The 24367-nt window shown below is 49.7% G+C and carries 25 protein-coding genes and 1 other annotated feature; of the genes, 10 read left to right on the top strand and 15 right to left on the bottom strand.

Annotation, left to right across the window (positions count from 1 at the left end):
* Positions 1 to 56 precede the first annotated feature (56 nt).
* The 4 genes from plaP to ACMWKK_RS01470 form a co-directional block, all read right to left on the bottom strand.
* Positions 57 to 1415: a putrescine/proton symporter PlaP gene (gene plaP, locus ACMWKK_RS01455; protein WP_045328127.1), complete on the bottom strand. Its 1359-nt coding sequence runs from the start codon at positions 1413 to 1415 to the stop codon at positions 57 to 59.
* Positions 1405 to 1467 (bottom strand): membrane protein YoeI, encoded by a 63-nt coding sequence (gene yoeI / locus ACMWKK_RS01460; protein ID WP_099458931.1) that lies wholly within the window; start codon positions 1465 to 1467, stop codon positions 1405 to 1407. The genes plaP and yoeI overlap by 11 nt, the downstream gene beginning before the upstream one ends.
* A 219-nt stretch (positions 1468 to 1686) precedes the next feature.
* Positions 1687 to 2616 carry a LysR substrate-binding domain-containing protein gene (locus ACMWKK_RS01465; protein WP_112782022.1) on the bottom strand — a complete coding sequence of 310 codons (930 nt, stop codon included), beginning with the start codon at positions 2614 to 2616 and terminating at the stop codon, positions 1687 to 1689.
* Between the two features lie 41 nt (positions 2617 to 2657).
* Positions 2658 to 3482: an SDR family oxidoreductase gene (locus ACMWKK_RS01470; RefSeq protein ID WP_112782023.1), complete on the bottom strand. Its 825-nt coding sequence runs from the start codon at positions 3480 to 3482 to the stop codon at positions 2658 to 2660.
* Positions 3483 to 3657: 175 nt separating this feature from the next.
* On the opposite strand from ACMWKK_RS01470, the gene hisL reads away from it, so the two are divergent.
* From hisL to hisIE, 9 genes are all read left to right on the top strand, one after another.
* A complete protein-coding gene (gene hisL, locus ACMWKK_RS01475; RefSeq protein ID WP_001364200.1) occupies positions 3658 to 3708 on the top strand; it encodes a his operon leader peptide in 51 nt (16 codons plus the stop codon).
* Positions 3684 to 3807 (top strand) — a sequence feature (His leader region). (Overlaps the previous gene by 25 nt.)
* Positions 3808 to 3852: 45 nt before the next feature.
* A complete protein-coding gene (hisG, locus tag ACMWKK_RS01480) occupies positions 3853 to 4752 on the top strand; it encodes an ATP phosphoribosyltransferase (RefSeq protein ID WP_000886595.1) in 900 nt (299 codons plus the stop codon).
* A 5-nt stretch (positions 4753 to 4757) separates the two neighbouring features.
* A complete protein-coding gene (gene hisD / locus ACMWKK_RS01485; RefSeq protein WP_112782034.1) occupies positions 4758 to 6062 on the top strand; it encodes a histidinol dehydrogenase in 1305 nt (434 codons plus the stop codon).
* Positions 6059 to 7120 (top strand): histidinol-phosphate transaminase, encoded by a 1062-nt coding sequence (hisC, locus tag ACMWKK_RS01490; protein WP_112782024.1) that lies wholly within the window; start codon positions 6059 to 6061, stop codon positions 7118 to 7120. The genes hisD and hisC overlap by 4 nt, the downstream gene beginning before the upstream one ends.
* Entirely contained in the window at positions 7117 to 8184 is a 1068-nt protein-coding gene (hisB, locus tag ACMWKK_RS01495; RefSeq protein WP_112782025.1) for a bifunctional histidinol-phosphatase/imidazoleglycerol-phosphate dehydratase HisB, read from the top strand. Before hisC ends, hisB begins: the two co-directional genes overlap by 4 nt.
* Positions 8184 to 8774: an imidazole glycerol phosphate synthase subunit HisH gene (gene hisH / locus ACMWKK_RS01500; RefSeq protein WP_112782026.1), complete on the top strand. Its 591-nt coding sequence runs from the start codon at positions 8184 to 8186 to the stop codon at positions 8772 to 8774. The genes hisB and hisH overlap by 1 nt, the downstream gene beginning before the upstream one ends.
* Positions 8774 to 9511 carry a 1-(5-phosphoribosyl)-5-[(5-phosphoribosylamino)methylideneamino]imidazole-4-carboxamide isomerase gene (gene hisA, locus ACMWKK_RS01505; RefSeq protein WP_112782027.1) on the top strand — a complete coding sequence of 246 codons (738 nt, stop codon included), beginning with the start codon at positions 8774 to 8776 and terminating at the stop codon, positions 9509 to 9511. Before hisH ends, hisA begins: the two co-directional genes overlap by 1 nt.
* Positions 9493 to 10269: an imidazole glycerol phosphate synthase subunit HisF gene (hisF, locus tag ACMWKK_RS01510; RefSeq protein WP_045328120.1), complete on the top strand. Its 777-nt coding sequence runs from the start codon at positions 9493 to 9495 to the stop codon at positions 10267 to 10269. Before hisA ends, hisF begins: the two co-directional genes overlap by 19 nt.
* Entirely contained in the window at positions 10263 to 10874 is a 612-nt protein-coding gene (hisIE, locus tag ACMWKK_RS01515) for a bifunctional phosphoribosyl-AMP cyclohydrolase/phosphoribosyl-ATP diphosphatase HisIE (RefSeq protein WP_032641587.1), read from the top strand. Before hisF ends, hisIE begins: the two co-directional genes overlap by 7 nt.
* Before the next feature lie 44 nt (positions 10875 to 10918).
* Here the strand turns inward: hisIE and wzzB are convergent, their stop codons facing one another.
* A complete protein-coding gene (gene wzzB, locus ACMWKK_RS01520) occupies positions 10919 to 11899 on the bottom strand; it encodes an LPS O-antigen chain length determinant protein WzzB (protein WP_112782028.1) in 981 nt (326 codons plus the stop codon).
* Positions 11900 to 12092: 193 nt separating this feature from the next.
* Between wzzB and ACMWKK_RS01525 the strand changes: the two genes are divergently transcribed.
* Positions 12093 to 13097 carry an NAD-dependent epimerase gene (locus ACMWKK_RS01525; protein WP_112782029.1) on the top strand — a complete coding sequence of 335 codons (1005 nt, stop codon included), beginning with the start codon at positions 12093 to 12095 and terminating at the stop codon, positions 13095 to 13097.
* Positions 13098 to 13150: 53 nt separating this feature from the next.
* Here the strand turns inward: ACMWKK_RS01525 and ugd are convergent, their stop codons facing one another.
* The 10 genes from ugd to rfbB form a co-directional block, all read right to left on the bottom strand.
* Complete coding sequence (gene ugd / locus ACMWKK_RS01530) at positions 13151 to 14317, bottom strand: UDP-glucose 6-dehydrogenase (protein WP_112782030.1); 1167 nt, start codon at positions 14315 to 14317, stop codon at positions 13151 to 13153.
* A gap of 222 nt (positions 14318 to 14539) precedes the next feature.
* Positions 14540 to 15946, bottom strand: coding sequence for an NADP-dependent phosphogluconate dehydrogenase (gene gndA / locus ACMWKK_RS01535; RefSeq protein WP_112782031.1), 1407 nt, complete (start codon positions 15944 to 15946; stop codon positions 14540 to 14542).
* A gap of 673 nt (positions 15947 to 16619) precedes the next feature.
* The gene (locus ACMWKK_RS01540; protein ID WP_112782032.1) at positions 16620 to 17489 is read right to left on the bottom strand and encodes a glycosyltransferase family 2 protein; all 870 of its coding nucleotides are present in this window, start codon (positions 17487 to 17489) and stop codon (positions 16620 to 16622) included.
* Between the two features lie 40 nt (positions 17490 to 17529).
* Positions 17530 to 18426: a glycosyltransferase family 2 protein gene (locus ACMWKK_RS01545; protein WP_112782033.1), complete on the bottom strand. Its 897-nt coding sequence runs from the start codon at positions 18424 to 18426 to the stop codon at positions 17530 to 17532.
* A complete protein-coding gene (locus tag ACMWKK_RS01550) occupies positions 18392 to 19540 on the bottom strand; it encodes an O-antigen polymerase (protein WP_284948363.1) in 1149 nt (382 codons plus the stop codon). Before ACMWKK_RS01550 ends, ACMWKK_RS01545 begins: the two co-directional genes overlap by 35 nt.
* A 1-nt stretch (position 19541) precedes the next feature.
* Positions 19542 to 20798, bottom strand: coding sequence for a flippase (locus ACMWKK_RS01555; RefSeq protein ID WP_112779722.1), 1257 nt, complete (start codon positions 20796 to 20798; stop codon positions 19542 to 19544).
* Positions 20795 to 21349, bottom strand: coding sequence for a dTDP-4-dehydrorhamnose 3,5-epimerase (gene rfbC, locus ACMWKK_RS01560; protein WP_161656400.1), 555 nt, complete (start codon positions 21347 to 21349; stop codon positions 20795 to 20797). Before rfbC ends, ACMWKK_RS01555 begins: the two co-directional genes overlap by 4 nt.
* A gap of 3 nt (positions 21350 to 21352) precedes the next feature.
* Positions 21353 to 22231, bottom strand: a complete 879-nt coding sequence (gene rfbA / locus ACMWKK_RS01565; RefSeq protein WP_112779723.1) for a glucose-1-phosphate thymidylyltransferase RfbA — start codon at positions 22229 to 22231, stop codon at positions 21353 to 21355.
* 52 nt (positions 22232 to 22283) lie between these two features.
* On the bottom strand, positions 22284 to 23183 hold the full coding sequence (rfbD, locus tag ACMWKK_RS01570; protein ID WP_112779724.1) for a dTDP-4-dehydrorhamnose reductase: 900 nt from the start codon (positions 23181 to 23183) through the stop codon (positions 22284 to 22286).
* The gene (gene rfbB / locus ACMWKK_RS01575) at positions 23183 to 24268 is read right to left on the bottom strand and encodes a dTDP-glucose 4,6-dehydratase (protein ID WP_112779934.1); all 1086 of its coding nucleotides are present in this window, start codon (positions 24266 to 24268) and stop codon (positions 23183 to 23185) included. Before rfbB ends, rfbD begins: the two co-directional genes overlap by 1 nt.
* Between the last annotated feature and the right edge of the window lie 99 nt (positions 24269 to 24367).

Below are 24367 nucleotides of genomic sequence, written 5' to 3' on the forward strand. Positions count from 1 at the left end.
TTTGCCCGCTTGGGTTTTGTAGGTCGGGTAAGGCGTAGCCGTTACCCGACACAGTCTTACGCGACGTCTTCGTACTGAGGAACCGGGTTACGGAAGCTCTTCGTGACGCAGGCCAGGTAAACCAGGCCGATGCCCGCCCAAATCAGGCCAAGCACCATCGAGCTCTCTTCCAGGTTAACCCACAGCGCACCCACGGTCAGGGCACCGCACATCGGCAGGAACAGATACTGGAAGTGATCTTTCAGCGTCTTGTTACGCTTTTCGCGGATCCAGAACTGGGAGATCACCGACAGGTTAACAAAGGTAAACGCCACCAGCGCACCGAAGTTAATCAGCGCCGTTGCCATCACCAGGTCAAAGTTGATCGCCAGTAGCGCAATCGCGCCGACCAGGATGATGTTCATCGCCGGGGTACGCCAGGTTGGATGCACGTAGCCGAAGAAGCTTTTCGGGAATACGCCGTCACGACCCATCACGTACATCAGACGCGCAACGCCTGCATGCGCAGCCATACCGGACGCCAGTACCGTGATGGTGGAGAAGATCAGCGCGCCAACCTGGAACGCTTTACCCGCCACATAGAGCATAATTTCCGGCTGAGACGCATCCGGATCCTTGAAGCGAGAGATATCCGGGAAGTACAGCTGCAGGAAATAGGTCGAGAAGATAAAGATCAGACCGCCAATCAGCGCCGTCAGGAAAATAGCACGCGGGATCACGCGCTCTGCATCCTTGGTTTCCTCAGACAGGTTGCTGATCCCGTCAAAGCCGGTAAAGGAGAAGCAGAGAATGGTTGCCCCGGTAATCATCGGGATCACATGCGCGTCGCCTGACCAGAATGGCTTGCTGCTCGCCAGCGTACCAGCGCCTTCACCGTGGAACACGCCATAGATCACCATGCCAAGAATAACGGCAATCAGGATAACCTGAAGCACAACGATAACGGAGTTAAAGTTGGCCACAGACTTGATGCTGCGCAGGTTAAAGGCCGTCATAAAGGCCACCAGCGCCACGACGAACATCCAGGAAGGAATCGAGGGCACCAGCGCTTCAAAATAGATTTTTGCCAGCAGAATGTTGATCATCGGTGCGAACAGATAGTCGAGCAGCGAAGACCAGCCCACCATAAAACCGACTGTCGGGCTGATGGATTTCTGGGCATACGTGTAGGCAGAACCGGCAGACGGATAGCGACGCACCAGTTTACCGTAGCTCAGCGCGGTAAAGAGGATCGCAATCAGCGCGAAGCCGTAAGCCGTCGGCACATGACCGTCGGTGAGGCCTGATACGATACCGAATGTATCAAACAGCGTCATCGGTTGCATATAGGCGAGGCCCATCATAACAACCGGAATCAACGTAAGCGTTTTACGTAATTCCACGCGAGAGGTGTTTGGAGTTGCGTTATGCGACATAGTTATTCTCCTTTACGGTGATAACCGCCACGTAAGCGAAAAATTGCCCCATTTCTTTCTTCCTCAGCGACAACAACTGTCGGATTTTAGTAAATATCTATCCGGTACGAAGCCCGGCCTCTTGGTTTTTAGTTTCGTTTCGTACATGCAAAAAAAAATAACCGACGCCTTTTATATCGTCGATTATTCATTTGGTTGCAGCGGCGGCATTTTGCCCCACATCGGATACAAAAGGCAATACTTTGCAAAGCACGGGACAATTTTCTTTTTGCTAACTGGCTGATTTCTGGACGCCAGGCTGAGAGTAAACGGCGGCGATAGCACTATTTGCTAAAATTTCGTCCCGCCACCAGGCGCTGGCCAGCCCGGCGGTTTGCTCATTCCAGCCCACCCACACCGATTCATGGCTGCTTTGAGCAAGTACCTGTTTTTCAACAAGCGCACCGCTGTCAATAAACCGCTGCGCCAGATAGCGGGGTAAATAGCCGCAGCCCAGGCCGCTTATTTGCAGCTCCAGCTTGGTTTTAAAGTCGAAAACGGTAATAGCCTCCTGCTCGTCAAGCAGCTGCGAGGAGACCGAACATTCCGGACGCGCGCTGTCTCCGACCACGATGGCGCGGTAGCCTTTAATCACGCGACGGTTAATCGGCTCGGGTTCCTGTGCCAGCGGATGATGGGGCGCCACGGCAAACACCTGCTCCAGCACGCCCAGACGGGCAAAGCCAAACTCACTCAACTGGGGAGGCTCATGAAGCGCCCCCACAAAAATATCCGCCCTGCCCTGCGTTAAGGCATCCCAGGAGCCACCCAGCACGCCGTTAATAAAGATAAGCCGGGTAACGCTGTGGTGCTGATAGAAGGTTTCAATCAGCGGCGTCAGAAGAGAAAACGGGAAGGTGTCATCCACGCCAATCACCAGCTCGTTTTCCCAACCCTGATGGAGTTTAACGGCCTGTTTCTCAAGTTCACGAACGGTATGGAGAACTTCGCGGCCTTTTTCCAGCAGCATCTGTCCGGTACGGGTAAAACGGGCGCGATGCCCGGAGCGATCGAGGATCTGGATATTGAGATCGCTCTCCAGCTTTTGAACGGTATAGCTCAACGCAGACGGGGTTTTGTAGAGCTTTGCCGACGCCGCGGCAAAGCTTCCCTCTTTTTCCAGGGCATCCAGAATAATAAGAACATCCAGCAGCGGTTTCATGCTCGCCCCCTTCTGGTGTGCGATCGTCTCCGCTGCGGGACTTATTCCATGGGCATCACCAGCGGATCGGGATACTGATACTCAAACCCCAGCTCATGACAAATACGATTGCCATCAACAATTTTGCCTTTACTGCCCTCTTTTGCCTCACCAAAGACCGGCGGTGCCAGGCCCAGCCGACGCGCCATCAGCGGGTAAAACGTGCTGCGCGCCGGATGAGACGGTGCACATATATTATAGATGTGTCCACCTTTTGGAGCCTGTAAGAGTAGCTCAATTGCACCAACCACATCATCAAGATGCACAAGATTGACGACATGCTGGCCGTCCGGTGCCGACTTGCCGGCAAAAAAGCGTCCCGGATGTCGGCCCGGGCCCACCAGCCCCGCCAGACGGACGATATCGACCTGCGTGCCGGGGAGATTATGCAGCCAGTCCTCCAGCTCTTTCAGAACCTGACCGCTGGCCGTAACGGGACGGCGCGCGGAACTCTCTTTCACCACGCCTTCAACCTCGCCATAGACCGAGGTCGAGCTGGTAAAAATGATGCGCGGAACGTGGTGCGCCAGCGCGCTGTCGACAATCTCCTGCATCGCCTGCAGATAAAACGACTCGCCCGGCCCGCTGCGACGCGCGGGTAAGGTGATCACCAGCGCATCGACGTTCATCAGCGTATCCAGATCGTCAGCATCACACACCAGCTCCGGTTCAAGACGCAGCTCAACGCCATCAATACCGCACATGCGCGCTGCCTCAACCCCATCCCTCGTGGTTTTGCTGCCGGTCACCTGCCAGCCTTTCGCAGCTAACGACATCGCCAGCGGCATTCCCAGCCATCCTAACCCGACAATCGCGACCTTTTTCATGCGAATTCTCCTGACTCTCACTCGTCTTTCATAAGGCTACGCCAGCCCGGCAGAACACACAATTCATAGCATCAATATGAAATGAATTAATGATCAAAAAAAGCCCTTGCAATATGTCGCACAACTGGTTTAGGTTAAAAGACATCAAATGAATAAGCATTCATCGAGAATTTATATGACACGCGTTCAATTTAAACACCACCATCATCACCATCATCCTGACTAGTCTTTCAGGCGATGTGTGCTGGAAGACGTTTGGATCTTCCAGTGGTGCATGAACGCATGAAAAAGCCCCCGGAAGATCTTCTTCCGGGGGCTTTTTTTTGGACCGAATTCAGACAGATTAAAACAGGTTAATGAGGAATAAAGAATGTTAGATAACTCACGCTTACGCATAGCTATTCAAAAATCAGGCCGTTTGAGTGATGATTCACGCGAACTGCTGGCCCGCTGCGGGATTAAAATTAACCTGCACACCCAGCGCCTGATTGCTCTGGCTGAAAATATGCCCATCGACATTCTGCGCGTGCGTGATGACGATATTCCTGGCCTTGTCATGGATGGCGTCGTTGACCTCGGCATCATTGGGGAAAACGTGCTGGAAGAAGAGCTGCTCACCCGCCGCGCGCAGGGCGAAGACCCGCGTTACTTCACCCTGCGTCGTCTGGACTTCGGCGGCTGCCGCCTGTCGCTGGCAACGCCGGTCGATGAAGCGTGGGACGGCCCGGCCGCGCTAAACGGCAAACGTATCGCCACCTCTTACCCTCACCTGTTGAAGCGTTATCTTGACCAGAAAGGCGTGCAGTTCAAGTCCTGCCTGCTGAACGGCTCTGTTGAAGTGGCGCCGCGTGCGGGTCTGGCTGACGCCATCTGTGACCTCGTCTCTACCGGCGCGACGCTGGAAGCCAACGGCCTGCGCGAAGTTGAAGTTATCTACCGCTCTAAGGCGTGCCTGATTCAGCGTGACGGCGAGATGGCCGACGCCAAGCAGCAGCTGATCGACAAGCTCCTGACCCGTATTCAGGGCGTAATTCAGGCGCGTGAATCCAAATACATCATGATGCACGCCCCAACCGAGCGTCTGGATGAGGTGATTGCCCTGCTGCCGGGCGCCGAGCGCCCAACCATCCTGCCGCTGGCGGGCGATCAGCAGCGTGTGGCGATGCATATGGTCAGCAGCGAAACCCTGTTCTGGGAGACCATGGAAAAACTGAAGGCGCTGGGCGCAAGCTCCATCCTGGTGCTGCCAATTGAGAAGATGATGGAGTAATGGCCATGAGCTTTAACACAATCATCGACTGGAATACCTGCAGCGACGCAGAGCAGCGCGAGCTGCTGATGCGCCCGGCGATCTCCGCCTCCGAGAGCATCTCGCGCACCGTGGCGGAGATCCTGGATAACGTCAAAGCCCGTGGCGATGACGCGCTGCGTGAGTACAGTGCAAAATTCGATAAGACGGACGTCGGCGCATTGCGGGTAACCGAGCAGGAAATCATTGATGCCAGCAACCGTCTGGGCGATGACATCAAGCAGGCGATGGCCGTGGCGGTGAAAAATATTGATACTTTCCACACCGCGCAAACGCTACAGACCGTGGATGTCGAAACCCTGCCCGGCGTGCGTTGCCAGCAGGTGACGCGCCCGGTTGCGTCCGTTGGCCTCTATATTCCCGGCGGCTCTGCCCCGCTCTTCTCCACCGTATTAATGCTGGCGACACCCGCGCGCATTGCCGGGTGCCAGAAAGTGGTACTCTGTTCCCCGCCGCCGATTGCCGACGAGATCCTCTATGCGGCAAAGCTGTGCGGCGTGCAGGCGGTCTATAAAGTGGGCGGCGCGCAGGCGATTTCAGCCCTGGCGTTCGGCACCGAATCCATTCCAAAGGTCGATAAAATCTTTGGCCCGGGCAATGCCTACGTGACCGAAGCCAAGCGCCAGGTCAGCCAGCGTCTGGACGGCGCGGCCATCGATATGCCTGCCGGTCCGTCTGAGGTGCTGGTGATTGCCGACAGCGGCGCAACGCCGGACTTCGTGGCCTCCGACCTGCTTTCTCAGGCGGAACACGGCCCGGACTCGCAGGTCATCCTGCTGACGCCGGATGCCGATATGGCGAAACGCGTGGGCGACGCCGTGGCGCGTCAGCTTGCCGACCTGCCCCGCGCCGACACGGCACGCCAGGCGTTAGCGGCCAGCCGCCTGATTGTGGCGCGCGATCTGGACCAGTGCATTGCCATCTCCAACCAGTACGGCCCGGAGCACCTGATTATTCAGACCCGCAACGCGCGCGATCTGGTCGACAGCATCACCAGCGCGGGATCGGTGTTTCTCGGCGACTGGTCTCCGGAGTCCGCGGGCGATTACGCCTCCGGCACCAACCACGTGCTGCCGACGTATGGCTACACCTCTACCTGTTCCAGCCTGGGCCTGGCGGATTTCCAGAAACGCATGACCGTGCAGGAACTCTCCCGCGAAGGGTTTGCCTCCCTGGCGTCCACCATTGAAACCCTGGCCGCCGCCGAGCGACTGACCGCCCACAAAAATGCCGTTACGCTGCGCGTTGCAGCCCTGAAGGAGCAAGCATGAACATTGAAGAGCTGGCCCGCGAAAATGTCCGCCGCCTGACGCCTTACCAGTCCGCGCGTCGTCTGGGCGGCAAAGGCGATGTCTGGCTGAACGCCAACGAATATCCTACGGCGGTGCAGTTTGAGCTGTCGCAGCAAACGCTGAACCGCTATCCGGAGTGTCAGCCGAAGGCGGTAATCGAAAACTACGCCCAGTACGCGGGCGTGAAGCCAGAGCAGGTGCTGGTCAGCCGCGGCGCGGATGAAGGCATTGAGCTGCTTATTCGCGCCTTCTGCGAGCCGGGCAGGGACGCGGTCATGTACTGCCAGCCTACCTACGGCATGTACAGCGTCAGTGCAGAAACCTTCGGCGTGGCGTGCCGCAACGTGCAGGCGCTGGAAAACTGGCAGCTGGATTTGCAGGGCATTGCCGACAGTCTCGATGGCGTAAAAGTCGTGTTTGTCTGTAGCCCGAACAACCCGACCGGACAGATTATTAACCCGCAGGATATCCGCACCCTGCTTGAGATGACCCGCGGCAAAGCGCTGATCGTCGCTGATGAAGCCTACATCGAGTTTTGCCCGCAGGCGACGCTGGCAGGCTGGCTGGAAGAATATCCGCACCTGGTCTTGCTGCGTACGCTGTCGAAGGCCTTTGCCCTCGCGGGTCTGCGCTGCGGATTCACCCTGGCGAATAAAGCGGTCATCGACCTGCTGCTTAAAGTGATCGCCCCGTACCCGCTCTCGACGCCGGTTGCCGATATTGCGGCTCAGGCGCTGACGCCGCAGGGCATCAACGCGATGCGCGAGCGCGTGGCGCAAATCCTGGCGGAACGTCAGTATCTGGTGACCGCCCTGAAGGATATTCCCTGCGTAGAGCAGGTGTTCGACTCGGAAACGAACTACATTCTGGTGCGCTTCACCGCCTCCAGCGCCGTATTTAAATCTTTATGGGATCAGGGCATTATCTTACGAGACCAGAATAAACAACCTTCTCTGAGCGGCTGCCTGCGCATCACTATCGGCACCCGTGCAGAGAGCCAGCGCGTGATTGACGCCCTGAAAGCGGAGAAAGTATGACCCAGAAGATCCTTTTCATCGATCGTGACGGCACCCTGATTTCGGAGCCACCCGCCGATTTTCAGGTTGACCGATTCGACAAGCTGGCGTTTGAGCCGGACGTGATCCCGGTGCTGCTCAAGCTGCAAAAAGCTGGATACCGGCTGGTGATGATCACCAACCAGGACGGTCTGGGCACCGACAGATTCCCGCAGGCGGACTTTGACGGCCCGCATAATCTGATGATGCAGGTGCTGACCTCTCAGGGCGTGGTATTTGATGACGTGCTGATTTGTCCGCACATGCCGGCCGATGAGTGTGACTGCCGTAAGCCAAAGGTGAAGCTGGTCGAGCGCTACCTGGCGGATGATGCGCTGGATAAAACTAACAGCTACGTCATCGGCGACCGCATCACCGATATTACGCTGGCGGAAAACATGGGCATTGCGGGGCTGCGCTACGACCGCAACAGCCTTAACTGGGCGAAGATTGGCGAGCAGCTGACAAAGCGTGACCGCTATTCCCACGTTGAGCGCAACACCAAAGAGACGCAGATTGACGTGAAGGTCTGGCTGGACCGCGAAGGCGGGAGCAAGATCCACACCGGCGTCGGTTTCTTCGACCACATGCTGGACCAGATTGCCACCCACGGCGGTTTCCGCATGGAGATTGCGGTAAAAGGCGACCTGTATATTGACGATCACCACACCGTGGAAGATACCGGCCTGGCGCTGGGTGAAGCTCTCAAGCTGGCGCTGGGTGACAAACGCGGCATTAATCGTTTTGGCTTTGTCCTGCCGATGGACGAGTGTCTGGCGCGCTGCGCGATGGACATCTCCGGCCGTCCGCACCTGGAGTATAAAGCTGATTTCACCTATCAGCGCGTGGGCGATCTGAGCACCGAAATGGTGGAGCACTTCTTCCGCTCCCTGTCCTACACCATGGGCCTGACGCTGCACCTGAAGACCAAAGGCAAGAACGACCATCACCGCGTGGAAAGCCTGTTCAAAGCCTTTGGCCGAACGCTGCGCCAGGCGATTCGCGTGGACGGTGACGCTCTGCCTTCATCGAAAGGAGTGCTGTAATGAACGTGGTGATTCTGGATACCGGATGCGCCAACCTGAACTCCGTGAAATCGGCGATTGCGCGCCACGGCTATGAGCCGGTGGTGAGCCGTGACCCGGACGTGGTGCTGCGCGCCGACAAGCTATTCCTGCCGGGCGTGGGCACCGCGCAGGCAGCGATGGATCAGATTCGCGAACGCGAGCTGGTCGATCTGATCAAAGCCTGTACCCAGCCGGTGCTGGGGATTTGCTTAGGGATGCAGATCCTCGGCCGCCGCAGCGAAGAGAGCAACGGCGTTGACCTGCTGGGCATTATTGACGAAGACGTGCCGAAAATGACCGACCACGGTCTGCCTCTTCCGCATATGGGCTGGAACCGGGTTTACGCCAAAGCGGGCGACAGGCTGTTTCGCGGCATCGAAGACGGCGCGTATTTTTACTTCGTGCACAGCTACGCCATGCCGGTGAACGTAAATACGATCGCCCAGTGCAATTACGGCGAGGCGTTTACGGCCGCCGTACAGAAAGACAATTTCTTCGGCGTGCAGTTTCACCCGGAGCGCTCTGGCGTCGCGGGCGCGCAGCTGCTGAAAAACTTCCTGGAGATGTGATGATTATTCCCGCGTTAGATTTAATTGACGGCACGGTTGTCCGTCTTCATCAGGGTGATTATGCCCAGCAGCGCGACTACGGAAACGATCCGCTGCCGCGTCTGCAGGATTATGCGGCCCAGGGGGCTCAGGTGCTGCATCTGGTGGATTTGACCGGTGCGAAAGATCCGGCAAAACGCCAGATCGCGCTGCTTAAACACCTTGTTGCCGGTGTTGATGTGCCCGTCCAGGTCGGCGGCGGCGTGCGTACGGAAGATGACGTCGCGGCGCTGCTCGACGCTGGCGTCGCCCGCGTGGTGGTGGGTTCAACCGCTGTGAAAAATCCTGAGATCGTGAAAAGCTGGTTCCGCCGCTTTGGCGCCGATGCCCTGGTGCTGGCGCTGGACGTGCGCATTGACGAACAGGGCAATAAGCAGGTGGCTGTCAGCGGCTGGCAGGAGAACTCCGGCGTGACGCTGGAAGAGCTGGTCAACATGTATCTTCCCGTTGGTCTCAAACACGTGCTCTGCACGGACATCTCCCGCGACGGCACGCTGGCGGGCTCTAACGTCTCGCTGTATGAAGAGGTTTGCGCGCGTTATCCGCAGGTGGCGTTCCAGTCGTCGGGCGGAATTGGTGATTTAAACGATATTGCCGCGCTGCGCGGAACCGGCGTGAAGGGCGTGATTGTGGGCCGGGCCCTGCTGGAAGGTAAATTTACGGTGACGGAGGCGATTCAATGCTGGCAAAACGGATAATCCCTTGCCTGGACGTACGCGATGGTCAGGTCGTGAAAGGCGTGCAGTTCCGCAACCACGAGATCGTTGGCGACATCGTCCCGCTGGCAAAACGCTATGCCGATGAAGGCGCAGACGAGCTGGTGTTCTACGATATTACCGCGTCCAGCGATGGCCGCGTGGTCGACAAAAGCTGGGTCGCGCGCGTGGCGGAAGTGATCGACATTCCGTTCTGCGTGGCGGGCGGGATTAAGTCCGCCGATGACGCCGCCAAAATTCTCTCGTTTGGCGCCGACAAGATTTCCATCAACTCCCCTGCCCTGGCCGACCCGGAGCTGATCACTCACCTCGCCGATCGTTTTGGCGTGCAGTGTATTGTGGTGGGAATCGACACCTGGTATGACGCCGCCACGGGCAAGTACCACGTCAACCAGTATACCGGCGATGAGAGCCGCACGCGCGTGACGCAGTGGGAAACGCTCGACTGGGTGCAGGAAGTGCAGAGGCGTGGCGCGGGCGAAATTGTCCTCAACATGATGAACCAGGACGGCGTGCGTAACGGGTACGACCTTGAGCAGCTGAAAAAAGTCCGCGCGGTCTGCCACGTTCCGCTGATTGCCTCCGGCGGTGCGGGCACCATGGAACACTTCCTGGAAGCCTTCCGCGACGCGAACGTGGACGGCGCGCTGGCCGCGTCCGTGTTCCACAAGCAGATTATCAATATTGGTGAGTTAAAAACGTACCTGGCAGACCAGGGCGTGGAGATCAGGGTATGTTAACAGAGCAACAACAGGCGCAGCTGGACTGGGAAAAAACCGACGGATTACTGCCGGTAGTTGTCCAGCATGCCGTATCAGGCGAAGTGCTGATGCTGGGATATATGAACCAGGACGCGCTGGCGAAAACCCTCGACAGCGGCAAGGTGACTTTCTTCTCCCGCACCAAACAGCGACTGTGGACCAAAGGTGAAACCTCTGGTCATTTCCTGAATGTGGTCAGCATGGCGCCGGACTGCGATAACGACACCCTGCTGGTGCTGGCCAACCCAATCGGCCCAACCTGCCATAAGGGCACCAGCAGCTGCTTCGGCGAAGCGAGTCACCAGTGGCTGTTCCTGTATCAACTGGAACAGCTGCTGGCAGAGCGTAAAACGGCCGATCCTGAAAGTTCCTATACCGCGAAGCTGTACGCCAGCGGGACTAAGCGAATTGCGCAAAAGGTGGGGGAAGAAGGCGTGGAAACGGCCCTGGCCGCGACGGTGCATGACCGCGAGGAGCTAACGAATGAAGCGTCGGATTTAATGTACCACCTGCTGGTGCTGCTGCAGGATCAGGATCTGGATTTGACGGCGGTGATAGAGAATCTTCGTAAGCGTCACAAATAAAAAAACCGGGGAATTTCCCCGGTTTTTTTTATATCTGATGTGAATCAGGCTTTTGGCTTGTAGTTGCGCAATGCGTTGCGGCCCAGTAAAACTGCAGAACCGACCACAGCACCAAGCAAAATGGATAGGATCAAAATAACCGCTTTTTTCGGACTATCACGACGAACTGGCAGATCCGGTTTCATGACGTAACGGTAGACGTGGATTGTCTCAGGGTTGACGTTCAGGTTTTGAATATCCAGCAAGTTTTGCCTGGTCTGATAGTATGCTGCAGAAAAGACCAGTGGACGAGATGCCTCATTTTCAATCATTGATTTCAGCCCCTCGCTTCCCAGCAGGAACATAGTTTCCTGCGTGACATCCTGAGTTTGTTGGATCTGCGGGGAGGTAATTTTAGCAGCCTCAGCGTTTTTTAGCGCCTCAGCAATCTGTTTGATACGCAGATCTTTCTGCTCCTGAGCAACCTTCTCCTGGTTTTGCAGGGAATCGTTCAGGGTCTTGATCTGTTCCTTAATGTTGTCCTTGAGGTCAACAGTAAGTTCTTTCGCCGTTTGCTCATCAATCTGCTGGATATATTGCGCCAGCTGCTTTTGAGCAGCTTCGGATGAAGTGCTGGTATAGGAAACACTTAAAGGTAACGCTTCTCCCTTAACAGCAGGTTCGATTGTCAGTTTTTCAGGTTCTTCCTGATTTTCAAGTGCCTGAGCTAACGCAGAGAAGGAAGAATTGAAACGACCAATAGCGCGTATTTGAGTGTCCTGCATGGAGGGCGCAGCGCTACCGTACAGGATGTTCAATGCATTGGAATAGGTTGCAATTTGAGCCGCATCAGGTTGTGCGATAATCGCACTTGACGTCCATTTTTCTTTCGCGACAGACAGATATCCTACAGCCAGGGCAATAAAAACAACAACAAAGATTGCTATCGTCCACTTCCCGCGCCACAGTTGCAGCATTAAATCAAGTAAATCAATTTGCTCAGGCTCATTGCTTCGACTGACCTGGCTATTGTTGTTTTGCGTCATACAATCCCTAACTGATAAAAAAGGGCGAACTTAATTTTGTTTGTATAGTTTATCCAATGCCGTGGATTTTTCTATAAGAATCCGATGAGTAATATCGGAAAGATGGGTTATGTAACTTTAACCCTTCGCGCTATCATAGCCGCCATGTGATGCGCTATGGCATCAGTAAGATGACAGGTTTATGAGGGAAGCTATGAAATTTTTGGTCACGGGTGCAGCAGGTTTTATTGGTGCGAATGTCAGTAAACGCCTCCTTGAGGCGGGTCATCAGGTTGTTGGTGTTGATAATCTGAATGACTACTACGATGTCAATCTGAAACTGGCGCGGCTGGAAAGGCTAAATTCCGAGAGCTTCACCTTCCACACGCTGGAGTTAGCCGACCGCGAAGGTATGGCAGCGCTTTTCGCACGCGAGAAGTTTGATCGCGTGATTCATCTGGCCGCACAGGCGGGCGTACGCTACTCCCTGGAAAACCCTCACGTTTACGCGGAAGCCAACCTGATTGGCCACCTCAACGTGCTGGAAGGCTGCCGACATAACCACGTTCAGCATCTTCTTTATGCCTCCTCCAGCTCTGTATATGGTCTCAACCGCAAGATGCCATTCTCAACTGACGATTCCGTTGACCATCCGGTGTCTCTTTATGCCGCGACCAAAAAAGCCAATGAGCTGATGTCGCATACCTATTCGCATCTCTACAATCTCCCGACCACCGGCCTGCGCTTCTTCACCGTTTACGGCCCGTGGGGACGCCCGGATATGGCGCTATTCAAGTTTACGAAGGCGATGATTGAAGGCAAAAGTATTGACGTCTATAACTACGGTAAGATGAAGCGCGACTTCACTTATATCGATGACATTTCTGAAGCGATTATTCGCCTGCAGGATGTGATCCCGCAGGCAGACAGCGAATGGACGGTGGAGACAGGCTCACCGGCGACCAGCTCGGCGCCATACCGGGTTTACAACATCGGTAACAGTTCACCCGTAGAACTCATGGACTATATTCTCGCCCTGGAGGACGCTCTGGGTAAAAAAGCGGAAAAAAATATGATGCCGCTCCAGCCCGGGGATGTACTGGAAACCAGCGCCGATACTCAGCCACTTTATGACGCAATTGGATTTAAGCCGCAGACCTCGGTTAAAGATGGCGTGAAAAACTTCGTTGACTGGTACCGCGACTACTATAAGGTCTGAACATAAAAAAACCCGGCATATCAGCCGGGTTTTTTACAGGATAAAACAGAGAATCAATCACTACCAAACAGATCGCGGGTATAAACCTTATCCGCCACGTCAGCCAGCTCTTCCGCCATGCGGTTTGAGATGATGACATCGGCTTCTTTCTTGAAAGCATCCAGATCGCGGATCACCCGGGAATTGAAGAACTGGTCGTCCGGCATGGCTGGCTCATAGATGACCACCTCCACCCCTTTCGCCTTGATACGCTTCATGATCCCCTGAATGGAAGAAGCGCGGAAGTTATCGGAACCGCTCTTCATGATCAGACGATAAACGCCGACCACTTTCGGCTGGCGCGCAAGGATGGAATCGGAGATGAAGTCTTTGCGCGTGCGGTTAGCATCAACAATCGCCGAAATCAGGTTATTTGGCACCGCCTGATAGTTTGCCAGCAGCTGCTTCGTATCTTTCGGCAGACAATAGCCACCGTAGCCAAATGACGGGTTGTTGTAGTGGTTGCCAATGCGTGGGTCGAGGCAAACCCCTTCAATAATCTGACGGGTGTTCAGACCAAGACTTTCTGCATAGCTGTCGAGCTCATTAAAATAAGCAACCCGCATTGCCAGGTACGTGTTTGCGAAGAGCTTAATCGCCTCCGCTTCGGTGGAGTCCGTGAACAGTACCTGAATATCTTTCTTCACTGCGCCTTCCTGAAGCAGCGCGGCAAAACGTTCTGCGCGCTCAGAGCGTTCGCCAATCACGATTCGGGAAGGATGCAGGTTATCGTAAAGGGCTCTCCCCTCACGCAGGAATTCCGGCGAGAAGAAGATATTATCGATACCAAACTTCTCTTTGATGGATTTGGTAAAACCGACAGGAATAGTCGATTTAATGACCATCACCGCATCTGGGTTGATCGCGATAACGTCCTTGATCACCGCTTCTACGGTTGAGGTGTTGAAGTAGTTGGTTTTAGGATCGTAGTCAGTAGGCGTCGCAATGATGACGTAATCCGCATTGCGGTATGCATCTTCTTTATCTGTCGTGGCGCGAAAATTCAGCGGTTTGTTGCTGAGATAGTCCTGGATTTCTTTATCCACAATCGGCGATTTTTTCTGATTGAGCATATCCACTTTGGACTGCACGATATCCAGCGCAACCACTTCATGATTTTGAGCAATCAGAATGCCGTTAGAAAGACCGACATACCCTGTTCCGGAGATTGTTATTTTCATTCGCTAATGACTTCTGTGAGTTAACTGTACTGATGGCCGCCAGACCATCGCGATAAACATAACTGTTGGGCTTTGTACCTCCTGGCAAAGTTAACTGTCAAGGCAAACCAGGAGTAATCGCTTCGAGCGGCATGAGATTCGGACTACTTCGAATAACAGGCGACATTTTTGCATAAAAAAACCCGGAGACAGGCTCCGGGTTGCGAATAGCGAGGTGTTAACTTATTCCATCCATTCGGTATGGAACACGCCTTCTTTATCGGTGCGTTTGTAAGTATGCGCACCGAAGTAGTCACGCTGTGCCTGAATCAGGTTGGCAGGCAGAACGGCGGAACGGTAGCTGTCGTAGTACGCTACTGCAGCAGAGAAGGTCGGAACCGGGATACCGTTTTGAACAGCATAGGCAACCACATCACGCAGCGCCTGCTGGTATTCGTCCGCAATCTTTTTGAAGTACGGTGCCAGCAACAGGTTAGCGATACCGGCGTTTTCAGCGTAGGCATCGGTGATTTTCTGCAGGAACTGCGCACGAATAATGCAACCCGCGCGGAAGATCTTCGCGATTTCACCGTAGTTCAGATCCCAGTTGTTCTCGTCTGATGCGGCACGCAGCTGAGAGAAGCCCTGCGCGTAAGAGACGATTTTACCCAGGTACAGGGCACGACGCACTTTCTCAACGAATTCAGCTTTATCACCGGCTGGTTTGGCCTGTGGGCCAGACAGCACTTTAGATGCCGCAACGCGCTGCTCTTTCAGAGAAGAGATGTAGCGAGCGAAGACGGACTCGGTGATCAGAGACAGCGGCTCGCCCAGATCCAGCGAGCTCTGGCTGGTCCATTTACCGGTACCTTTGTTGGCTGCTTCATCCAGAATCACATCAACCAGGTATTTACCCTCTTCATCTTTTTTCGTGAAGATATCTTTGGTGATGTCGATCAGATAGCTGTTCAGCTCGCCTTTGTTCCACTCGGTGAAGGTTTCAGCCAGCTCTTCGTTAGAGAGGTTCAGGCCGCCTTTCAGCAGGGAATACGCTTCAGCAATCAGCTGCATGTCGCCGTATTCGATACCGTTGTGCACCATTTTCACATAGTGACCTGCACCATCCGCACCGATATAGGTTACGCAAGGCTCGCCATCTTCAGCGACGGCTGCGATTTTGGTCAGAATAGGTGCAACCAGTTCGTATGCATCTTTCTGGCCACCAGGCATGATGGATGGGCCTTTCAGCGCGCCCTCTTCACCACCGGATACACCGGTACCGATGAAGTTGAAGCCTTCAGCTGACAGCTCACGGTTACGACGAATGGTGTCCTGGTAGAAGGTGTTACCACCATCAATGATGATGTCACCTTTTTCGAGGTATGGCTTCAGGGAGTCGATGGCTGCATCGGTACCTGCGCCCGCTTTCACCATTAACAGGATACGACGAGGTGTTTCCAGAGACTCAACGAATTCTTTAACCGTATAGAAAGGAACCAGTTTCTTGCCTGGATTTTCGGCAATGACTTCTTCGGTCTTATCACGGGAGCGGTTGAAAACGGAGACGGTATAACCACGGCTTTCGATGTTGAGCGCCAGGTTGCGCCCCATCACTGCCATACCGACAACGCCGATCTGTTGCTTGGACATTACATACTCCTGTCAGGTGTGGTCACTGTCGGGTAACCCCGACAGATATAATTTGCAAGAATCTTAACTCATAAATCGGGGTCAGAGATAGGCATTTGTGGCCTTGATCACCTAAGACGACACAAAACTGGATGTATTTTAAACCGCAATAAAAGTACAGGTATGTTTCATTTATAATTGAACTTAATCATGATTGATAACAAATCAAATCATTTATTACGTTTTTTATTTATTGCTTTTTGATAAAGTCCAACAGTTTTATTATACATTGCATTGAATGAGAAGTTTTTCATGAAAAATATGCTACAATTCCTGTTTCAGAGGAATGAAGCGCATTATATGCTGAAGAGATTATTATATAATTTTGCGCGTAAGTTTAAAGTTTATAACTTCTTAAATAATGTAATGTTTTCCTTGAAAGCTCTGGTATAAAATAAACTTTCACATCCAATGCGAGAAATTCATCAACCAGAGCGCTTTGTGCTTCAACGATTAAATCAACTTAACAACCATCATTTACTAAGCGTATGTCATATCACGCAAACGAGTCTGAGCCTCACCGATTTTCATTCGCTCATGCAATCATGTAAAGAATTTTCGTTGCTTTAGAAACAGTTCAAGAAGTATATCGTCACTCACTTCCACTAACTTGCAACGAGACATAGAACTGATATTAGTTTCTATTGAATGGTCCGAATCTACCTGAAAGACCGTCAGAGACACCGTAGAATATCATCATCAACGTTTTCTTTTTTTCTTTGTTAAGAATTAAAGATATTCCTGCGCGAACAAAATTCAGGAAAATCTCCCGAATTTTATATCCTACAGGAATATATGGTTTCCTAATCATAAAGAAACTATTTCTTACCAGAAAGTAACGTCGCATAGGGCTATGGACAGAAATTTTTCGCCCTAACAAATTCAGCCTTGAATCACCGATCGTGTGGGCCATGGATGCTTTGTTAGTCATTGCTACACGATACCCTAATTTTTTGGCACGCAGAGCCCACTCCACATCAATATAATCAACAAATAACGCCTCTTCCATCTTGCCAACCTTTTTATAAACTTCTGAGGAAAAGAAGGAACCAGACGCAATAACATAAGTTACATCCGTTATTTCCTGTATCTGTGTTCGTTTAATAAATGGGCCGATATAATTAGTGCCCCAATAGAGTTCGTTTGTGTGTGGATCATAAAACGATGGACCCAGAATGCCAACGTTATACTGGGTATATATCTGACTCATGGCGCTAATAAAATCAGCTCCTAGCACACTATCCTGGTCAAGCAGTAATAAATAATCAGCACCACGTGATATTGCATTTTCGATACCAATATTTTGTGCATAGGAAAGTCCACGATTTGTATTCAATTTAATTAAATCGTATTGGAACTGTTGGCACAAACTTTCAATCTCCACTACATTTTTTGAACCATTGTCTACGATTACACAATTATCCAGTTGATGTTGAAGAGATTGTAACTGTGCCTTAAAACAATCAATGTCTGGATTATAAGTTACAGTGACCGAACTAATCAATTAAAACTCCTTAAAACAAATCTGTTACAGTCGCAAGAATTTAACCCGCATACTTTCCATATTTCCCCAGAATCCCATCCTTCCATCCACGAAGAATATATTTAATATACAGTCTTTTTTTATCCCCGCAGGCAACAAACATTATCGTACGAATCGTTGAAAAAATGGCCTCTCTAAATTTATATCCAATAGGAACATATGATAATCTCATCATATAAATTGAGTTTCTTGCAAGATAGTAGCGTCTTAATGGGCTATGTATACTCACTTCTCTTCCCAGAAAAAGCTTCCGCTCATCTCCAATTGTATGACTCATTTTGGCATCGGGTATCGCATATAAAGAATACCCATTACTAGCTGTTCTCAAACACCATTCTATATCAATATAATCAATAAATAACTCATCTCGCATCAAACCCACTTTCTTTAATACTTCAACAGGAACTAACATTCCTGAATTTATAAGAAAAGAAACTTTGAGCGGATCAGAGGATTTTGGATAAATGCTTCTAATACGACATCCATCAATTAATGAAAAGGGAGTATTTGTTCCTGTTCTGGGATCATAAAAAACAGGTCCAACAGCACCAACCTTATGTCCTTTGGCGTTAAGTTCCATCAACCCTTGTGATAGAGAACTAATAAATTCATCAGTTGGTTCTGAATCCTGATCAAAGAAAAGTACTGCATCTGAATCAGAATCTATGACTTTTTTAAGTAGGATGTTTTGTGCACTAGCCAAGCCTATATTTTCTTGAAGAAAAATAAAATCATGCTCTGACGAATAGTTGTTTTTTAAAACCTGAGCATTTTCACTTGCATTGTCAATCAAATATATTTTTATACTCAGTTCAGAAGCTTTCAGACGCTCAATGAGCTTAGCAAGGATCTGAACATCAGGATTAAAAGTTACTATTAATGCCGCTATTTCTAACATTTTTCTTCCCATACATCATAAGATAGCCAACAAAAATCAGCAAGATCCAATTCGATAACCATGTCAGGTATTGATCATCAAAAAGCTGCATTAAAATTGCGTAAAGCACTATCGGATAAACAACATAATAAGCCTTTAGGTTCTTGTATTTCCAGGTATAAACTCGCCCTGAAAGGAAACCAAAAAATGCAGGGAAAATAACTGAAAAATATCCAAAATCAAGAAAATAAGGTCTTAAATAAGTATATATATTTGTGGGGAATGGGACATTCACCCAATCTTGTAAAATACTAGCTATTTTAAAAGGGTGAATAAACGTTAACCATAGATATATATTTCTAAATGAATAGTAACCGAACTCTTGAGAGGCAGAATCATTTAATTGTGAAAATGCCAAAATTCCACCAGAAACATAATTATAAAGATAATAGAATATTAATTCTATAGAAGCTTCTGGATAACGCATTCTCATCCCCCCAAGAAAACACAATATAAATCCACCTCCAAAAATTATAACTTTAGAAAGCTTAAGTCTTTTAGGGGTCAAAATAAGGATTGTCGATAGATATAGCAACACCAAAACTTTTGCACCGAGCAGCAATAACATTGGTACAGAAAGAACAAAGGTCAACCAAAATAGCTTTCGATGAGCTATAAGTAAAAAACATGACGAAAAAAGCGAGAGCAATGCCAATCGACCTAAAAGGCCAAAATTTGCACCATCATCTGCTACGAGATAATCTCGAAAAGCAGAAATATTCCATAGTGTGCTAACGCTGAACTTTAGCAGGATAACAGAATAAAATGAAATTATGAATATAAATGGAATAAGATTTGGCCAAACACGTTGCCGTCCATATTCAATTCTTCCCATAATTTTAGGGGAAGTTGTTTCCCCACCAATAATAGCAGCAATAAAGAAAGCCAAATTAGCATAAAGTATAAAGTAAAACTTTGGTAAAAATTCATCCTCTGAAAAGGATAATGCCAGGACGGAAGAAAGTAACCATAGTAATGCATGAACTACAGCTGGATGAATCCACTCGAGCTTGAGATAAAAACAAAGCAATAAACCGCATGTATAAACTATTATCAACGCGATTATAACATCCATTTTAGCCACCTGTTTTCATACGAATTCCAAATTTTTCAACATAAAATAAAATTAAAAAATCGGCAAATGATCTTAATAAAAATGCAACGGCGGCACCAAAGATGGAATAGGTTGTAGTCAGATAATATAGAATCGCGAGGTACGGGAAAAATTCGATAATATGCACAATTCCCGTCCATTTTGCATGTCCTGCGGACTGTATTTTTGCAAAGCAGATCTGCGCGACTGAATTAAAGACAAAGCCTAATAATAAAATCTTAAATATTTGTGCCGCATCCCCCATATATTCTTTACCTAACCACAAGCCTAAAATATCGCTTGAAAAGATAAAAAAAGGAGCAGCAAGTAGTATGGAAAACAAAAATACCGACCACAAAGTACGATGATAGACTGAATGAGAATCTTTCGATTTTGAATAGCTTAATTTTGGAAATAACGCTCTGGCAACAGCACCTGGGAATAAAGATAATCTTGCGACCATATCAGAGGGCCCAGAATAGTGAGCCACAACGCTTGCACCAGAAAAATGAGAAACTGCAAATCGATCGACAAACCCCATCAGTGGTCCGATTATATTACTTAGAGTAACCCATCCACCGAAGCTCATTAGTTCTAAAAAAACATCCTTTCTAAAAATCCGTCGAAATTCTTTAAGGTGGCTTTCACAAACTTTCCAACTTATTAGTGCAACTATCCATCTTCCAGCAACTAACCCACATACAGCCGAGGTCAAGGTCGGAGAATATAGTACTGCAAAAAGAGGGAGTAGAATGATAAATGGACTTGTTGTGACCTGTTGAATATTGAGACTTGAGAATTTCTCAACGCCCTCAAGATAAGCTCTCCAGACTTGTGTAAGCAACAAAGCCGGCACGCATAATACTAGCAAACGAAGTGCTAGCGTCAATTCATTGAGGAGCTCAGGAGAAACATTCAAAAATATTGCTAACGAAGGAGCAAAAAAATATCCAAGCAGAACGATAATAATGCTAAGCCCTGTCACAGCATAAAGTGATGTTCCAAGAATAGCATTAACTTGATTATCATCGTTTCGATGTGTAGAAACAAATCGTATAACAGCCCTCGATAGCCCACCATCGAAAACACTCGCATAGCCCATTAGGGCATATGCGATTGTAAAAAGACCAAAGCGTTCCACTCCGAGTGATCTTGCTAAAATCCCCATAACGGGGATAGCCATTAATAATGGAAGCGCAAGTCCAAATATATTCCAGCTGCTGTTCTTAATTAAACTCATATAATTTTACTTTTAATCAAAAAACTCATCAGTGGAGCATCTTTATCCTTACTAGATAAAATAACATTGTCTTCTTTAGGCCAATCTATACCAATTTCTTCATCATTCCAGAGAATGGAACCTTCAGCTTCTGGATGATAGTAATCTGTTGTTTTGTATAAGAATTCAGTATTATCTTGTAATGTAAGAAAACCATGGGCGAATCCCGCAGGAATCCACAATTGGCGTTTATTTTCGGCAGAAAGAATAACACCAACCCATTTACCAAATGTCGGAGATTGCTTACGGATATCAACAGCTACGTCAAATACTGCACCTGCGACACAGCGAACCAGCTTCCCTTGAGCATAGGGTTCTTTCTGATAATGCAATCCACGAAGCACGCCTTTAGATGATTTTGAGTGGTTATCTTGAACAAAATCTATCTGTTGTCCGACTGCATCTTCAAATTTCTTTTGATTGAAACTTTCCATGAAAAAACCACGTTCATCCCCAAAAACTTTTGGTTCAAAGATTAATACTTCTGGAATCTCTGTTTTAATAATATTCATCAGTTAATAACCTTTGATCATTTTCAGCAAATATTGTCCATATTGGTTTTTTGATAAAGGCGCCGCAAGTTTTTTAACCTGATCAGCATCAATAAACCCTTTACGATAGGCAATTTCTTCAGGGCAAGCAACTTTAAGTCCCTGACGCTCTTCGATGGTTGCAATGAAGTTACTCGCTTCAATCAAACTCTGGTGAGTTCCTGTATCGAGCCAGGCAAAACCACGACCCATCATAGCAACAGAAAGTTTTCCCTGCTCCATATAAATACGGTTGATATCCGTGATTTCCAGCTCACCACGTGCTGACGGTTTCAAATTTTTCGCCATTTCAACGACACTGTTATCGTAGAAATAAAGCCCCGTCACCGCATAATTGCTCTTCGGTTCCAACGGTTTTTCTTCCAGGCTGATGGCTGTACCATTTTTGTCGAATTCGACAACGCCGTAACGCTCAGGGTCGTTAACGTGATAGGCAAAGACAGTTGATCCATTTTCTTTATTGACGGCAGTATCCATCAATTTCGGAAGATCGTGACCATAGAAAATGTTATCTCCCAGTACCAGGGCACAATCATCTTTACCAATGAACTCTTCACCAATGATAAAGGCCTGTGCTAATCCATCCGGGCTCGGCTGAACTTTGTATTGTAGATTAAGCCCCCACTGGCTTCCATCACCCAGAAGTTGTTCGAAACGTGGTGTATCCTGAGGAGTGCTAATAATTAAAATATCTCGAATGCCAGCCAGCATCAGCGTTGTAAGCGGATAGTAAATCATCGGCTTATCATAAATAGGCAATAATTGTTTACTAACAGCCATTGTCACTGGATATAGACGAGTACCAGAGCCACCTGCCAGAATAATACCTTTACGCGTTTTCATTTCATCATCTCTATATTCATGAGATGCCCATTCCCAGGCATCTTGATCATTATTAAATCGCAGTCGCTGTAAACCACTCAGTCAGCATACGCTTAACCCCCGCCTCCCACTGCGGCAATACAAGGTTGAAATTCTGCTGGAACTTTAAAGTATTCAGACGGGAGTTTGCCGGACGTTTTGCTGGGGTCGGGTACGCGCTGGTCGGAACCCCATGAAGCTGGTTTAATGCCAATTCGATTCCTGCTTTACGCGCCTCTTCGAATACCAGCGAGGCATAGTCGTACCAGGTTGTCGTACCACTGGCAACCAGATGATAAGTTCCCGCAACTTCTGGCTTATTTAGAGCAACCCTAATAGCATGAGCCGTGCAGTCAGCTAATAATTCAGCTCCTGTAGGTGCGCCAAATTGGTCGTTAATAACAGACAGCTCAGAACGCTCTTTTGCCAGTCTCAACATAGTTCGCGCGAAATTATTCCCTTTGCCGGCATAAACCCAGCTCGTCCGGAAAATCAAATGGCGTGAGCAATTTTCACTTAACGCTTTTTCACCCGCTAGTTTGGTCTCACCATAAACATTAAGCGGAGCAGTGGCGTCAGTTTCCAGCCAGGGGGTATTTCCATCACCCGGGAATACGTAATCTGTGGAATAATGAACAACCCAGGCTCCCAATTTTTGGGCCTCTTTAGCAATCGCTTCGACACTGGTGGCATTCAGAAGCTGAGCGAATTCGGGTTCTGACTCAGCCTTATCAACAGCGGTGTGCGCAGCGGCGTTAACGATCACATCTGGCTTAATACGACGCACAGTTTCTGCAACACCTTCTGGATTGCTGAAATCGCCGCAATACTCTTGAGACTGGACGTCAACAGCAATCAAATTACCCAGCGGCGCTAGGGCACGTTGTAGCTCCCAACCTACCTGTCCGGTTTTACCGAATAGAAGAATATTCATCAGGCACGATCTCCATAGTTTTCTTCAATCCAGGATTTGTAACTGCCGCTTTTCACGTTCTCTACCCATTGTGTGTTCGCCAGGTACCATTCTACGGTTTTGCGAATGCCACTTTCGAACGTTTCCTGAGGCTTCCAGCCAAGTTCCTTACTAATTTTTTCGGCATCAATCGCGTAGCGACGATCGTGGCCCGGACGGTCAGCAACATACGTTATCTGGTCACGATAGGAGCTCTCCTTCGGTACAATCTCATCAAGAAGCGAGCAAATGGTATTTACCACATCAAGGTTTTGTTTTTCATTGTGGCCACCGATGTTATAGGTCTCCCCGATCTTACCCTTCGTCACCACGGTATATAACGCACGGGCGTGATCTTCAACGTACAGCCAGTCACGAATTTGATCGCCTTTACCGTAAACAGGCAAGGCTTTACCATCCAGCGCATTGAGAATGACCAGCGGGATAAGTTTTTCAGGGAAGTGGTAAGGACCGTAGTTGTTAGAACAGTTGGTCACTATAGTCGGGAAGCCATAGGTGCGCAGCCAGGCACGGACCAAATGATCGCTTGACGCTTTAGATGCAGAATATGGACTACTTGGGGCATAAGCGGTAGTTTCAGTAAACAGAGGCAGCCTGGAACCCTCTGCAACTTCATCCGGGTGCGGAAGATCGCCATACACTTCATCTGTAGAAATATGATGGAAACGGAATGACGCTTTTTTATCAGCACTTAACTCTGCCCAGTACTTACGGCTCGCTTCCAGAAGCACATAAGTGCCCAGAATGTTAGTCTCGATAAAAGCTGCCGGGCCGGTAATTGAGCGATCAACGTGGCTCTCGGCGGCCAAATGCATCACGGCATCCGGCTGGTGTTCTGCAAAAATACGCGCCATGGCGTCGCTGTCGCAGATATCGGCATGTTCAAAATGATAGCGATCGCTGTGTGAGACATCGGCCAGCGATTCAAGATTGCCTGCGTAAGTAAGTTTATCGACGTTAATAACAGAATCTTGAGTATCATTGATAATGTGTCGTACCACTGCAGACCCAATAAAGCCTGCTCCACCAGTGACCAGTATTTTCACGTTTATTTCGCTCTTAATGTTTTTAGAAACAATCAATTACATTCCGTCGCCCTGGTAGCTATCGACAAGCATCCAGGGCGGAGAAAAGAACAATCTACT

This window comes from Enterobacter sp. 01-M-03-SI-ECC, from assembly GCF_047530215.1.
Classification (GTDB): Bacteria; Pseudomonadota; Gammaproteobacteria; order Enterobacterales; family Enterobacteriaceae; genus Enterobacter; species Enterobacter chengduensis.

Excerpts from the sequence above, each read along its gene's own strand:
- plaP (WP_045328127.1), bottom strand. The coding sequence starts at position 1,415 with ATGTCGCATAACGCAACTCCAAACACCTCTCGCGTGGAATTACGTAAA.
- ACMWKK_RS01465 (WP_112782022.1), bottom strand. The coding sequence starts at position 2,616 with ATGAAACCGCTGCTGGATGTTCTTATTATTCTGGATGCCCTGGAAAAA.
- ACMWKK_RS01470 (WP_112782023.1), bottom strand. The coding sequence starts at position 3,482 with ATGAAAAAGGTCGCGATTGTCGGGTTAGGATGGCTGGGAATGCCGCTG.
- hisG (WP_000886595.1), top strand. The coding sequence starts at position 3,853 with ATGTTAGATAACTCACGCTTACGCATAGCTATTCAAAAATCAGGCCGT.
- hisD (WP_112782034.1), top strand. The coding sequence starts at position 4,758 with ATGAGCTTTAACACAATCATCGACTGGAATACCTGCAGCGACGCAGAG.
- hisC (WP_112782024.1), top strand. The coding sequence starts at position 6,059 with ATGAACATTGAAGAGCTGGCCCGCGAAAATGTCCGCCGCCTGACGCCT.
- hisB (WP_112782025.1), top strand. The coding sequence starts at position 7,117 with ATGACCCAGAAGATCCTTTTCATCGATCGTGACGGCACCCTGATTTCG.
- hisH (WP_112782026.1), top strand. The coding sequence starts at position 8,184 with ATGAACGTGGTGATTCTGGATACCGGATGCGCCAACCTGAACTCCGTG.
- hisA (WP_112782027.1), top strand. The coding sequence starts at position 8,774 with ATGATTATTCCCGCGTTAGATTTAATTGACGGCACGGTTGTCCGTCTT.
- hisF (WP_045328120.1), top strand. The coding sequence starts at position 9,493 with ATGCTGGCAAAACGGATAATCCCTTGCCTGGACGTACGCGATGGTCAG.
- hisIE (WP_032641587.1), top strand. The coding sequence starts at position 10,263 with ATGTTAACAGAGCAACAACAGGCGCAGCTGGACTGGGAAAAAACCGAC.
- wzzB (WP_112782028.1), bottom strand. The coding sequence starts at position 11,899 with ATGACGCAAAACAACAATAGCCAGGTCAGTCGAAGCAATGAGCCTGAG.
- ACMWKK_RS01525 (WP_112782029.1), top strand. The coding sequence starts at position 12,093 with ATGAAATTTTTGGTCACGGGTGCAGCAGGTTTTATTGGTGCGAATGTC.
- ugd (WP_112782030.1), bottom strand. The coding sequence starts at position 14,317 with ATGAAAATAACAATCTCCGGAACAGGGTATGTCGGTCTTTCTAACGGC.
- gndA (WP_112782031.1), bottom strand. The coding sequence starts at position 15,946 with ATGTCCAAGCAACAGATCGGCGTTGTCGGTATGGCAGTGATGGGGCGC.
- ACMWKK_RS01545 (WP_112782033.1), bottom strand. The coding sequence starts at position 18,426 with ATGTTAGAAATAGCGGCATTAATAGTAACTTTTAATCCTGATGTTCAG.
- ACMWKK_RS01550 (WP_284948363.1), bottom strand. The coding sequence starts at position 19,540 with ATGGATGTTATAATCGCGTTGATAATAGTTTATACATGCGGTTTATTG.
- ACMWKK_RS01555 (WP_112779722.1), bottom strand. The coding sequence starts at position 20,798 with ATGAGTTTAATTAAGAACAGCAGCTGGAATATATTTGGACTTGCGCTT.
- rfbC (WP_161656400.1), bottom strand. The coding sequence starts at position 21,349 with ATGAATATTATTAAAACAGAGATTCCAGAAGTATTAATCTTTGAACCA.
- rfbA (WP_112779723.1), bottom strand. The coding sequence starts at position 22,231 with ATGAAAACGCGTAAAGGTATTATTCTGGCAGGTGGCTCTGGTACTCGT.
- rfbD (WP_112779724.1), bottom strand. The coding sequence starts at position 23,183 with ATGAATATTCTTCTATTCGGTAAAACCGGACAGGTAGGTTGGGAGCTA.